At 54.4% G+C, this 13,355-nt stretch carries 10 protein-coding genes; 5 read left to right on the top strand and 5 right to left on the bottom strand.

The features are described 5' to 3' along the window. Window positions 1–109 precede the first annotated feature (109 nt). Window positions 110–1,342: an alpha/beta hydrolase family protein gene (locus tag RUDLU_RS0109175; protein WP_019988079.1), complete on the top strand. Its 1,233-nt coding sequence runs from the start codon at window positions 110–112 to the stop codon at window positions 1,340–1,342. Window positions 1,343–1,432: 90 nt separating this feature from the next. Here the strand turns inward: RUDLU_RS0109175 and RUDLU_RS0109170 are convergent, their stop codons facing one another. Together RUDLU_RS0109170 and RUDLU_RS0109165 are read right to left on the bottom strand one after the other, a co-directional pair. After that, window positions 1,433–2,353 (bottom strand): TolB family protein, encoded by a 921-nt coding sequence (locus RUDLU_RS0109170; RefSeq protein ID WP_019988078.1) that lies wholly within the window; start codon window positions 2,351–2,353, stop codon window positions 1,433–1,435. Window positions 2,354–2,396: 43 nt separating this feature from the next. After that, complete coding sequence (locus tag RUDLU_RS0109165) at window positions 2,397–3,395, bottom strand: type I phosphomannose isomerase catalytic subunit (protein ID WP_027302899.1); 999 nt, start codon at window positions 3,393–3,395, stop codon at window positions 2,397–2,399. A 233-nt stretch (window positions 3,396–3,628) separates the two neighbouring features. Between RUDLU_RS0109165 and RUDLU_RS0109160 the strand changes: the two genes are divergently transcribed. From RUDLU_RS0109160 to RUDLU_RS0109145, 4 genes are read left to right on the top strand one after another with little or no spacing between them, the layout of a single operon-like run. Next, entirely contained in the window at window positions 3,629–4,105 is a 477-nt protein-coding gene (locus RUDLU_RS0109160; RefSeq protein WP_044129391.1) for a MarR family winged helix-turn-helix transcriptional regulator, read from the top strand. A 57-nt stretch (window positions 4,106–4,162) separates the two neighbouring features. Beyond that, the gene (locus RUDLU_RS0109155; RefSeq protein WP_019988075.1) at window positions 4,163–5,530 is read left to right on the top strand and encodes a TolC family protein; all 1,368 of its coding nucleotides are present in this window, start codon (window positions 4,163–4,165) and stop codon (window positions 5,528–5,530) included. A 24-nt stretch (window positions 5,531–5,554) separates the two neighbouring features. Further along, on the top strand, window positions 5,555–6,610 hold the full coding sequence (locus RUDLU_RS0109150; protein ID WP_027302898.1) for an efflux RND transporter periplasmic adaptor subunit: 1,056 nt from the start codon (window positions 5,555–5,557) through the stop codon (window positions 6,608–6,610). 9 nt (window positions 6,611–6,619) lie between these two features. Beyond that, the gene (locus RUDLU_RS0109145; protein WP_019988073.1) at window positions 6,620–9,751 is read left to right on the top strand and encodes an efflux RND transporter permease subunit; all 3,132 of its coding nucleotides are present in this window, start codon (window positions 6,620–6,622) and stop codon (window positions 9,749–9,751) included. 73 nt (window positions 9,752–9,824) lie between these two features. On the opposite strand, the gene RUDLU_RS0109140 is transcribed toward RUDLU_RS0109145, so the two are convergent. From RUDLU_RS0109140 to RUDLU_RS0109130, 3 genes are all read right to left on the bottom strand, one after another. Further along, window positions 9,825–11,234, bottom strand: a complete 1,410-nt coding sequence (locus tag RUDLU_RS0109140) for a tetratricopeptide repeat protein (protein ID WP_019988072.1) — start codon at window positions 11,232–11,234, stop codon at window positions 9,825–9,827. 119 nt (window positions 11,235–11,353) lie between these two features. After that, entirely contained in the window at window positions 11,354–12,106 is a 753-nt protein-coding gene (locus RUDLU_RS0109135) for a zinc ribbon domain-containing protein (protein ID WP_019988071.1), read from the bottom strand. Window positions 12,107–12,212: 106 nt separating this feature from the next. Further along, entirely contained in the window at window positions 12,213–13,313 is a 1,101-nt protein-coding gene (locus RUDLU_RS0109130; protein WP_019988070.1) for a Nif3-like dinuclear metal center hexameric protein, read from the bottom strand. Between the last annotated feature and the right edge of the window lie 42 nt (window positions 13,314–13,355).

The raw sequence follows: 13,355 nt of genomic DNA, 5'->3' as shown, positions 1-13,355 counted from the left end.
CTACGTGGTTTACCCACAAGGGGTTAAGGGTCGGCCCGAAACGATTTATCCGCCCGAATTGTTATGTTTATAGCCGATTACGGCTTTTCTTCCCCCTCAATTTTCCTTCATGCTGTTTACAACAAAGACGTTTTTGAGCGTCCTGATGATGACATTGTTATCAGGACTGGTTTTACTGGGTCCCAGTGGTTGCCGCACCGCGCCCACCGAAGAGGTAGTAACCCCCGAACCCCAGCCATCGGTACTGGTGAGTGCTACGGCGGTTGGGGAATACACAACGGCCCAGCTGGGTAGCCGCTACACGGCTCTGTTTGGTAATCTGGCTCCGGTGTTGGTGGGTCAGTATCTGAAAAACTCGATTACGGTGTATAAACTCACCTACAAAACCCGCAATACCGACGGCTCCGAGATTCAGGCCTCGGGGGCTCTGGTTATTCCGAAGGTGAGCGGACCGTTGGCCATGGTAAGTATGCAACACGGCACCATTCGGTCGGATAGCGACGCGCCTTCGTACAACGGCCCCAACAGCGATACCTACCTCTTCGGCTCTCTGTTTGGCTCGTCGGGCTACATTGTGGCCCTGCCCGATTACATTGGCTACGGGGCCTCGCGCTCGCTGCCGCACACGTATGAGCATCGGGCGGGTTTGGCCCGGGCCTCGGCCGATATGCTGCGCGCCAGCCGGGAGTTTCTGGCTCAGAACAAAACCAACTGGGACAAGCGGCTCTACATAACCGGCTATTCGGAGGGGGGGTACGCAACCATGTCGCTGCACAAATACCTCGACGAAGAAGCGAAAGGGGAGTTTAACCTGAAAGCATCGAGCGTGGGGGCGGGGGCCTACGACAAAACTTCGTTTATGAAGTATGTGGTGAATACGGCTACTACCAGCCGTAATGATTACACCTCGCTGTATATATGGGTACTGCTCACCTACGACCGCATCTACGGCCTAAACCGCCCGATGTCGTATTATTTCAAGGAGCCGTATGCAAGTCAAATTGTGAGTCAGGGGCAAAACGTGAACCTGAATGCCAGCCTGAGCCAGATTTTCACGGATACGTTCAAGCAGTCGGTCAATAGCGGTTCCGATGCTGCTTTTGTGCGGGCTGTGGCCGACAACGATGTGTTCGACTGGAAGCCCTCGGTACCGGTGCAGCTCTACCACGGCACCAACGACCAACTTGTCCCCTTTTTCAATACGCAGAATGCCTTCGATGCGATGCAGAAGCGCGGGGCTACCGTGTCGAGAATTCCCATTGAAGGTGCCAACCATACCGACGTAACGGCCATCAGCACCTATGCTTTGGGTACGTTCGAGTTTTTCAGAACGGTGCAATAAAAAGGAATAAGAGACGAAAGGAAAAGGGAGAAAGGGATCGCTTCGATCATGCACCCTTTCTCCCTTTTCCTTTTTTCCTTCTCCTTGCTTCTAATAACTCACAAACGCGAATTTCCGGCTGTCGGGCGACCAACTGGGTACGTTGATGGTTCCTTGTCCACCACGAAACCGGGCTAATTCGCGGAGGGTTCCTGATTGCAAATCCATAAGCCGGAGCATCACATCCTTGTCGGCCGGGTGAGCCGAACCCTGATCCTCAACATAGCTGATAAATACGATGTACCGGCCATTGGGCGAAGGGTGCGGAAACCAGTTGGCGTACCCGTCGTTGGTGAGTTGGGTGGGTGCGCTGCCGTCGGCGTTCATGCGCCAGATTTGCATCCGACCCGACCGGATTGAATTGAAATAGATGTATCGGCCATCGGGCGAATAATCGGGCCCATCATCGAGGCCGGGTGCGGTAGTCAGGCGGGTTTCGGTGGTACCGCCCGTAATGGGCATGGTATAAATGTCGTAGTCGCGTTTACCATCGGCTCCGGTTCGCTCGCCCACGTACGCGAGGGTTTTGCCATCGGGAGATACTCCGTGCCAATAGGAGGGAGCCTGCTCGGTAATGAGCCGGGGTACTCCGCCCGACGCTGGCAGTGTGAACACCCGCGAATTAGCGCCCGCGGTTACCCGTTTGTCGTTGTGGCTGATGATGAGGGTTTTACCGTCGGGGGTAAGCCCGTGGTCGTTGTTGCAGGCCGTGGCAAAATCGGTGTTGATCACTTCTTTCTGACCTGTTTTTAGTATCACCCGGTATAGTTTGCCTCCCTGATTGATAATCAGAAACCGCCCATCGTTGGTCCAATTGGGGGCTTCGAACCGGACGGTGTCCCGGTGTACGATGCTACGTTGCCCGGTAGCGAGATCGTAGGTTTCGAGTTGGCTGGTCAGGCGTTGGGCGCTTACCCGCTGGATAAGGGTTAAGGCCGTGATACACAGAGAGAGAGCAAGTGTACGGTTCATGCTGTCTAAAGCATGGCCACCTGCTCTTCTCCTGTTTAGCTTATTATACGCCCGGAACGTACGATTCGAGTAGCGTCATCTCCCCGTCGGGGATGAGTGTTACCGACTTAACCGATGCCGGAATGAGCGCGCATTGGCCCATTTTGAGCGTTATCTCATGGTCGCTCCCCGACTGAATGGTAACGCCCCCGCCCACGCAGACCAGAATTACGAATGAATCCAGATGGCTGAAATCGTGCAGGACTTCCCTGTCAAAATGAAGTACGTTGGTCACAAAATACGGGCAGGTAACCGCATTTACGCTGTGGTTCAGGGCTTTCTCGTATTCTGTTTTGTACGTATCGTGGAATTGGTAGTCAATTGCGTCGACGGCCTGCTCGGTATGGAGTTCGCGCTTTTGGCCTTTATCATCGGTGCGGTCGAAGTCGTAAATGCGGTACGTGATGTCGGAAGTCTGCTGAATTTCGGCGAGCAACAACCCTTTGCCGATGTAGTGTACCCGGCCCGCTGGTAGAAAAAATACATCGCCCGGTTTGGCGGGTTCGATGTTCAGAATATCCATCAGGGTGTTTTCCTCCACGGCTTTGAGGTACTCGTCGCGGCTCACGGTGCGGTTGAAGCCGGAGTTAAGCGTAGCCCCTTCGTCGGCCTGAAGAATATACCACATCTCGGTTTTGCCGAACGAATTGTGCCGTTCTTTAGCCAGCTGATCATTCGGGTGAACCTGAATCGAAAGGTCGTCGTTGGCGTCGATGAATTTCACCAGCAGCGGAAACGTATCGCCAAACTGCTCGTACACGTGCTGCCCCACCAAATCGGCTTTATACTCGCCAATCAGTTCGGCCAGGTTTTTACCCGCCAACTGCCCGTCTTTCACCACCGACACATTGCCCGCAACTCCCGACACCTCCCAGGTTTCACCACAATTGGGTAGGGCACCCGCCGACTCGGTAGTGAAGTCTTTGCCGAGGATTGTTTTAATTTTTTGACCACCCCAGATTTTGTCCTTGAAAATCGTCTCGAACGTAAGCGGATACAGCATCGGTAAAAATTGAATGTTGGTAAAAAAGACGTTACTCCGTTTAAAAAGGTCACGCCCCTTGCTCTTTAACGGCAAAGTAAATGCATTGTTGGCAGTATTGAAGTACCGGCCTTCTCCGACCGTTCATCCAGCCTGATAACCATTGGTGGGACGAGCGCATCCAAATGGCAACAAATTGTGAATTTTTTAGTTGAGTAATTAGTTAATATATCAACTGATATTATTTTTGCACCATGGTTTTAGATCGAGATAAAGAATTGAAGGCGAATTTTGCGAGCAAAATGGGCCACCTGTCCATCTTCATGATCAGTCAGGCCGGCCATCTGATTGTTCGGCAAACCAATCGGGAGTTGAGCCGTATGGGCTTTGCCTTGCAAATGGAGCAGCTACCCATTCTGCTCATTATTTACTTTGCCGATGCCGATTTGCTTTCACAACAGGAGATTGCCAACGCACTCCAAAAAGATAAATCAGGTGTGCAACGCTCCCTACGCACGCTGGAGCGGGATGGTTACCTTCGGATTGTAGCCGATAGTGCCGACCGTCGGAAAAACCTGATTCAACTGACGCCCGCCGGTAAGCTGGTCGTCGACAAAGCGATTGAGACCGCCGGTGAGATCAACAAGCGCCTGACCGAACAACTCACCACCGAGGAGTTGGACACGTTTCAGGCTACCCTTCGTAAAATCATTTCATTATTCGACCAATAAATTTTTTCACTAAATAGTTGATATGTCTACAGTAGACACCTCAACGTTTTTTGACTTATGAAACAAAAAATTGCACTGAGCTTATTAGCGCTGCTACCGTTCAGTGGATGGGCTCAATCAGAGTCGCCCCAACCGACTACAGCCCAACCGGCCGTAACGGGTACCTCTTTCCGGCTAAAGGATTGTATTGACTATGGACTGAAGAATTTCGGAACGACCCGCATTGCGCAGTATCAGGTTGAAACGGCCAACCAGCAGGCCCGGCAGGCTCTGGGTTTATACCTGCCACAGGTGAGCGGGGCTGGCACGTTTACGAATAACATTAAGTTGCAAACCTCCATCATCCCGGCCGGGGTGTTTGGGCCGGAGCCGGTTCGGGTGGCTTTTGGACAGAAATACCAGACCAACCTGGTGGCACAGGCGTCGCAGGCCATCTACGATAAGTCACTGCTGCTGGGCCTGAAAGCTGCCAAGCCTAACCAACAACTGGCCGACATTAATTCGCGTCAGACCCGCGAGGAGATCATCTACAACATTGCCAGCAATTACTATCAGGTGTTTGTGGTGCAGCAGCAGATTAAGCTACTGAAAGACAACCTCGAACGCACGCAGCAGGTGTTGAATATCCTGAAGCTGCAACGCGATAATGGCGTGATTCAGCCTATCGACTACACCAATACCGAGGTGAATTACAACAACACCCGGTCGCAGTTGGCTCTGGCCGAAAACGACCTGAATCTGGCCCTGAACCGGCTCAAGTTTCAGATGGGTATGACGCAGGAGCAAACCATTACGCTGGCCGATTCGCTCGTGGCGAGTCAGCTGCCAACGGTGCAGCCCGCCGTTTTTGACCCTCGCAATCTGGCCAGTTACCAGCAGGGCGAAGCCAACCTGGCCCTCCAGCGGATTCAGTTGGAGCGTAACCGGGCGGGATACCTGCCTACGCTGAGCGCAACGGCCAGTTATGGTACCCTGGCGTTTGCCAACGACTTCGGTGGGGCGTTTAAAAACATGACGGGCTTCGGGAGCATTGGCCTTCGGCTGAACGTCCCGATTTTCGACGGTCTACAACGCGATGCACAGGTGCAACAGTCCAAACTGACCGTGCTGACGCAGGAAGAACGGCAGCGGCTCAACACGGCTTCGTTTCAGTTGCAGTTCAACAATGCTCAGTCGCAATTGCAGCGGGCGCAGGTGAGCGCGCAAAACGACGACCGCAACGTGCAGCTGGCCCAGCAGGTGTACAACGTAACTACCCTGCAATACCGGCAGGGCACCAAATCGCTGACCGACCTGCTCAATGCCGACAATAGCTACCGGCAGGCACAGTCGAACTACATCAATTCACTCATTAATTTTTATCAGGCCCGGCTCGACCTCGAACAGTCGCAGGGTACGCTCCTGACTTTCTACAGCGGGCTTTAATCAACCGGAATACAACCGAATGTCATGAAAAAGACACCTTTAATCGTCATCATGAGTGCCTTGGCTATCGTCGCTTTGATCGGCTTCCGGCTGGCCTCCAACAAAAAGAAAATCGACGAGCAGAAAGCGCCCGTCGTAGCTACCAACGTGGCTATTCCGGTTACGGTGGCCTCGGTCGAAGAGGGCACGGTGAGCCAGCAGTTAATCAAAACTGGTAACCTGATTCCGTTTCGGGAGGCCAATATTACAGCCACAACCGCCGGTAAAGTCGAAGCGGTCAACTTCAATCTGGGGAGCCAGATTCGGCAGGGGCAAATGCTCGTGCAACTCGACAACAAGCTGAAAGAACTGTCGCTCCAGTCGACCCAGCTCACCATCGACAAACTGAAAAAAGACGTCGACCGGTACAACACCCTGCTGGCGGGCAACGCCACTACCGAAATTCAGGTAAATGAAACCCGGTACAACTACCAGAATGCCTTGAATCAGGCCGAGCAGATTCGGAAGCAGATTCAGGACGCCAACGTGAAAGCCCCCATCAGCGGGCAGGTGGTGAAAAAGGACATTGAGCCGGGCGAGTACATTTCGCCGGGTACGGTGCTGGGTACGGTACTCGATGTGTCGCGGCTGAAGGTGAACGTGCTGGTCAACGAAAGCGACGTGTACGGGCTCCGCAAAGGGCAGTCGGTACGGATTTCGGCTGATGTATTTCCGGGTCGGACGTTCAGCGGTCAGATTTCGTATATCGCTCCGCAGGGCACCGAAGAGCACAACTACCCCGTTGAGATTACTCTCAGCAGCGCGGGTGGCCTGAAAGCGGGTACGTTTGTCAACGTTGATTTCTCGCAGCAGTCGAACCAGAAAGCCCTGCAAATTCCGCGTATCGCCCTGGTCGAGAGCATCAAGAATCCGTACGTGTACGTGATTGAGGGCGGAGTAGCCCGGCAACGGAAAATCAAAGTAGGCCGCGAGTTTGGCGATTCAATCGAGGTGATCGGTGGACTATCAGCCGGTGATCAGGTAGTCACAACCGGTCAATTGAACCTGAGCGACGGTAAGACCGTGCAAATCACGAAATAAAGCGAAATCATGTCTGTATCCGAAATAGCTGTCAAACGGCCGCTGTTGGTCACCACGGTCTTTATCGTACTGATTTTGTTCGGTGCGCTGGCCTACCAGCAGTTGTCATATAATTTGTTGCCCAAGTTTGAGGCCAACGTGATCAGCGTGGCCACGGTGTACCGGGGTGCCTCGGCCGACGAGGTCGAAACCAACGTGACCAAACGTATCGAAGACGCCCTGTCGTCGCTCGAAGGCCTCGACCGGATGACCTCAACTTCACAAGAGGGGGCATCCATTGTGGTGGTGCAGTTGAAAAATGGGGTGAGTACTACACTCGCCCAACAGGACGCCCAACGTAAGGTGGAGCAGATTCTGAACCTCCTGCCCGACGGTGCCGACCGGCCGATTCTGAATAAGTTTTCGACCGACGAAATTCCGGTGTTGCGGATGGGTGTAACGGCCGATATGCCCCCAACGGCGCTCTACGACCTGATCGATAAAAATATTAAGCCACAACTCTCCAACGTGTCGGGGGTGGGGCAGGTGAATATTATCGGGGGTAACGAGCGTGAGATTCAGATCAACGTAAACAGCGAGAAACTACGCGGTTACGGGATGTCGATCGGGCAGGTGTCGCAGGCGATTGCCGCGGCCAACACCAGCTACCCGGCCGGTCAGATCGAAACTCGTGAGTCGCAGTACTCGATTCGGTTCGATGCGTCGGTCGAAACCACCAACCGGCTGCGGAACCTGATTGTGGCCCGGCGGGCCAATGGCAGCGAGGTGTTGCTGAAAGACGTAGCCGAAGTGGTAGATGCCACCACCAAGCCGACGGCCATTAACCACATCAACGCCCGCCCGTCGATTGGTTTGCAGATTCAGAAGCAGTCAGACGCCAACGCTGTGTCGGTGAGTCAACTGACGCAGGCGCGTATCAAACAGCTCGAAAAGCAGTACGACAACGTGAAGCTGAAGTTTAATATCGCGTCCGATCAGTCGGTGTACACGCTGGCTTCGGCCGATGCCGTGGTGTTCGATATGGGGCTGGCTATCCTGATTGTGTCGGTGGTGATGTTGCTGTTCCTGCACAGTTTCCGGTCGGCCATGTTCGTACTGGTGGCTTTGCCTTCGTCCATGATTCCGACGTTTGCGCTCATGTATATCATGGGCTTCTCGCTCAACCTGATGACCCTCATGGCGCTTTCGCTCGTGGTGGGTATTCTGGTCGATGACTCGATTGTGGTCCTGGAAAACATCAACCGGCACCTCGAAATGGGTAAAGACAAGCGGCAGGCGGCCCTGGATGGCCGGAGCGAAATCGGCTTTACGGCCCTCGCCATTACCCTTGTCGACGTGGTGGTGTTTGTACCGCTCGCCATGACGGGTGGTTTGATTGGTAACATTCTGCGCGAGTTTGCGCTGGTGGTGGTGTTCTCTACGCTCATGAGCTTGCTCGTGTCGTTTACCCTGACTCCCTTGCTGGCGTCGCGGTTCGGTAAAATTGAGGTGCTGAATCCGAAGTCGTTGTGGGGTCGGTTGAACCTTGGTTTCGAAAACATGATTACCCGCCTGACCGAGGGGTATGGCGTGGTGCTGCAATGGTCCCTGGGCCACAAACGATGGATATTTCTGGGGGTTATTGCCCTGATGGTGGGTTCTATTGCGCTGGTGCCGGCTGGGTTTATCGGGGGGGCATTTATGCCGCAGAGTGATCAGGGCGAGATGAACGTTCAGATTGAACTGGCTCCAACGGCCTCTATTTACCAGACCAATGCCGTAGCGCAGCGGGCTGAGCAGATCATCATGAAGCACCCTGAGGTGACCAACGTGTTTACCAACGTGGGCTACAGCAGCAACGGCCTGGCAACGGCGTCGAACAGTAACCTGGCCGACCTGAACGTGAAGCTGGTAGATAAAAAGCAGCGGACCGTATCGACCGAAGGCTTTGGTCAGATTCTGAAAGACGAAGTGGGCCGGATTCCGGGCGTTAAAGTAACGGTAAGCCCCGTGGGTATTGTGGGGGCGCAACAGGCACCTATCCAGATTGCCGTGAAGGGGACCAACCTCGCCGATATTCGGAAGGCGGCTGCCATTGTGAAAAAGGTAACGCAGGCCGTGCCGGGCACGCAGGACGTGAAGTACTCGGTGAAAGACCCGAAACCCGAAGTGACCGTAAACCTCGACCGCGAGAAAATGGCGCAGTTAGGCATCAACGCGGCCGAAGTAGGTATGGCGCTGCAAAACGCGTTCCGGGGTAACGATCAGTCGAAGTTCAAGCAAAACGGCAACGAGTACGATATTCTGGTTAGCCTCGACCGATTCGACCGAAGCAACCCGCAGGACATCAGCCGCCTGACGTTTATGAACAACAAAGGGCAGATGTTCGAGCTGTCGCAGTTTGCCCGCGTGGAAGAGCAGGTTGGCGAGAGCGTGCTGGAGCGCATCGACCGGCTTTCATCGGTGACGATCAATGCGCAGGTCGTGGGTCGTCCGGTGGGTACGGTGGGTACCGATATTCAGAATCTGATGGCCAAAGAGCAGCTGCCCGAAGGCGTATCGATTCAGTATCTTGGTCAGTTGCAGCAGCAGTCCGACGCCTTTGGTAGCCTTGGTTTGGCCCTCGGCATCGCCATTTTGCTGGTGTATTTCATCATGGTGGCCCTGTACGAGAGCGTGGTGTACCCATTCGTGGTCTTATTCTCGATTCCGGTAGCGCTCATTGGGGCCCTGCTCGCCCTGGCCCTGACTATGGAGAGCCTGACGGTGTTCTCGATTGTGGGTATGATTATGTTGCTGGGTCTGGTGGCTAAAAACGCCATTCTGATCGTCGACTTTGCCAATCAGCTCAAAGCCGAGGGGCACGATGTGATTCACGCCTTGCTCGAAGCGGGTAAAGAGCGTCTACGCCCGATTCTGATGACCACCTTAGCCATGATTTTGGGTATGTTGCCTATCGCGTTGGCGAGTGGTGCCGGTGCCGAAACCAAAAACGGTATGGCGTGGGTCATCATCGGTGGTCTTACCTCGTCGCTCCTGCTGACGTTGCTCGTGGTGCCGGCCATGTACCTCGTCGTCGATCGGCTCATTGCCCGGTTCACCCGGAAAAAAGTACAGCCCAAAAAACCGCAGGAGCTGGAAGTGGCCAAGGCCATGAGCTAATGCGTGATTGCACAAGCCGAGATGATATCTCATTTGGAGAGATGTCATCTCGGCTTACTAAGTAGGCACCCTCTCAAAGCTGGTTCAGCGCGGCCTTTGCTTTATTATCAATGCTGTTTTTGTATTCGTGTTTTTTATAGCTCAGTGCTTTCTCGAAAAATTGTCTGGCCAGTATTCGCTGGCCTTTTTGTTGGTGGATGTAGCCCAGTTGCAGAGCAGCCGTAGCCCCAAACGATAACCCCGCCCCGGCGCTGTCGGTGAGGGTAATGGCGCGCCGAAACGGAGCCAGCGACAACTCAGGCGTGTTTCGACGCTGGTAAATCCGGCCCAGCCGGTACTGGTATTCGGCCCGGTCGGCGAGGGTCGAAAAGCGGCCTTCGGTGTAGGGGGCCAACACGGCAAGGGCGCGGTCGGTGAAGCCGCCATCGGTAGCGAGTCGGGCCTGCATCAGTACATTTTGCGCGGGGGTAAGACCCCGGTTACCCTGGGCTTCGGCAAACTTCTGAGCGGCCTTGTCTGACTCGGTCACCGTGCGACCCACCGCTCTGACCTTCTGGAGGTAGGGGAGGGCTACAACCCGGTTGCCACTCAGCCAATGCCCCAGAAACAGTTTGTAGTACGTGTCTTTCAGGAAATTCTGGCCCCGGTACTGACGCAGAAACTGCTCGTAATGCCGGATCGACTCGGTTTCGTCGCCTTTTTGCAGATAAATATCGCCCAGAATATTCTCGATGATGGGCATGGGTAGGTACGCGCTGCCCGTCGGGCGGGTCTCCAGGAAAGCGAGGGCTTTATCGCTTTGCCCGTTTTTCATCTGAATGGTGGCCCCAAAAAAGTGCAGTAGCAGGTTGTCTGGGTTTTGCCCGACAAGGGTGCTCAGCTGTTTGGCGTCGGCATCGCTAAAGCGCAGGATGTACGACCGAATCAGGAGTGTCACCATCTCGACCTCGGTTCGGAACACCGGGTCTTGCCGGGCTCGTTCCAGCTCGGCTAATCCCTGTTGCACATTGCCCCGTAGGCCAATCAGGCGGGTGACCCAGGTATAGTTTTCTGGTACCGACCCAATCAGAATATGCAGCACCCCGAGGGCTTTCAGTTGGGGTAAAAACGTGGGGTGAAGCCGGGCGTTCTCAGCCAGCAGCTTGTATGCCTTGATAATATCCCAGCAGGCGCTCACCTCGCGGCCAAACTTGAGCTTCACAAACGCACCATGCAGCCGTACCTCGGCCTGTAGCATCCGCGCCCAGGGCGATTCGGCCGGGAGGGTCTCCAGCCGTTCGAGTCGGGTTTGCAGGAGGTCACTTTTGCGGTCATACCCCGACTCGTCGTCTGACACGAGCAGAGTAATCATTTCGGCGTAATTGGCCAGCCAGATCGTTAGGCCATTGTTGGGGTTTTCGCGGGCTAGCTGGGCGCGGGCGTCGGCTACGCGTAACTTAATCAGGTCGGTATATGCTCGTTGGAGGCCGGGTGTCCAGCCCATGGGCGGTTGGCAGTAGGCAGTGGGCAGTGGGCAAAAAAGAAGTAGGCAGGAAGCAATTGAGAGAACCAGCCCCCATAATTGCCTGCTGCCTACTGCCTGCTGCCTACTGCTTGCTGCCACTATCTGCGACCGGGTGTTACCGGCTCAGGGGCACCTTCTACGTCGGCCAGAATACGGCCGCAGTGTTCACACACAATAATTTTCTTCCGGTCTTTAATATCAGCCTGACGTTGGGGCGGCACCACGTTGTAGCAACCACCGCAGGCACCCCGCCGAACGGGTACTACCGCCAGACCGTTGAGGGCGTTGCCCCGAATCCGGTCATACGACTTCAGCAACCGCTCTTCGATAGTCAGGGCCTGCTCGTCGCGCTCTACTTTCAGGGTCTTTTCTTCTTCCTGACTTTCGGCCAGAATCTGATCCAGTTCCTGCTTTTTCACGCGCAGGTCTTCTTTCCGCTCGTTCAAAGCGGCCTGCGTAGCCTTAATTTCCTCTTCTTTAGTCCGAATCCGGAACGAAGCTTCGTTGATGCGCTTGTCGGCCAGTTCAATTTCGAGCGACTGAAGTTCAATTTCCTTCGAAATGGCGTCGTACTCGCGGTTGTTCCGCACGTTCATCTGCTGCTCCTTGTACCGGGTAATCAGCTTCTCCGCATCTTTCTTAGCGGTTTTGTTGCGGTCGATTTCGTCGTCCTGCGTTTTGACTTCGTCCTGAAACTTACTGATGCGGGTTTCAAAACCGATGATCTCGTCTTCCAGGTCGCGTACTTCCTCGGGGAGGCTGCCCCGAATCTTTACCAATTCATCGAGTTGAGAGTCAATAGATTGCAATTTGAGGAGAGCATCGAGCTTTTGCGCAATCGTTAGTTCCATGTTGTTAATATAAAATGATTAATGAAGAACGGATAATGGGCGAAGGGGATAATTGAGCCTTGAAAATGACTCATTTCATTACTCGCTACTCATTACACATTGTTCATTAAAAAAAGTAGCTCACCGGATTGGTGACTGTTTCCGATAAAATTACCGCAAAGGTAGAGAAATTTTTTTCCAAATGCTGTCCAATCAGGTCTTTCGTGAACACTTCGCTCTCGTAATGGCCTATATCGCAGATGGTAACCCGGTTGTCGGCATCGAAAAATTCGTGGTACTTGTAATCCGCCGTTACGAATACCTCGGCACCGGCCCGTATGGCATCGTTGAGCAGGAAGCCGCCCGATCCTCCGCAAACGGCCACCCGGCGCACCGGCCGGTCGAGCAGGGCCGTGTGCCGAATCACCGACAGGCCCATCTGATGTTTCAGATAATGCAGCCACTCGCGGGCGTACATGGGGGCGGGCAGGTCGCCCACGGCTCCCGAGCCTACGGTCTGATTGGCGTTGTTGAGCGTGTATAAGTCGTAGGCGACTTCTTCGTACGGGTGGGCCTGTTTCATGGCCGCCACTACCGCCGATTCGAGGTAGCTCGGAAACACCACCTCTACCCGGTGTTCGGTCACGGCCTCGTCGTCGCCCACAGCCCCGATGGCGGGGTTAGCCCCATCGAGCGGCCGAAATGTACCAGTGCCTTCGGTTCGGAATGAGCAGCGGTCGTAGAGGCCAATTTGCCCGGCCCCGGCATCGTGCAGGGCGTTGAGCAGGGTTTGCGAATGATCGACGGGGACAAAAACGACTAACTTGGTCAGTACGCCACTTTTGGGGGCCAGAATCCGAACGTTCTGAAGCCCCAGTTTTTCGGCGATCATGAAGTTGACCCCGCCCACCACATTATCGAGGTTGGTATGAATAGCGTACAGGGCCACATCGTTTTTAATAGCCTTAATCACGGTACGCTCCACGTAGGTGCGGCCGGTGAGTTTCTTAAGTCCCTTAAACACAATGGGATGGTGGGCTACTACTACGTTGCAGCCTTTGGCGATGGCCTCGTCGATAACGGCTTCGGTGGCATCGAGCGAAACCAGCACACCGGTTACCTCGGCGTTGGGGTCGCCCACAATCAGGCCCGAGTTGTCGTACGATTCCTGGTAGGCCGACGGGGCCATCTTTTCGAGGATAAAAGAAAGTTCGCGGAGTTGAGTCATTCAAATTGGGTCTAAAACGTATGTATTGGCTACAACGTAGGA

Origin of the sequence: Rudanella lutea DSM 19387 (assembly GCF_000383955.1) — a bacterium.
In the GTDB taxonomy this organism is placed as follows: Bacteria; Bacteroidota; Bacteroidia; order Cytophagales; family Spirosomataceae; genus Rudanella; species Rudanella lutea.
The sequence above is the reverse complement of the archived record's forward strand: the minus strand, read 5'-3'. Positions and strand labels throughout refer to the sequence as shown.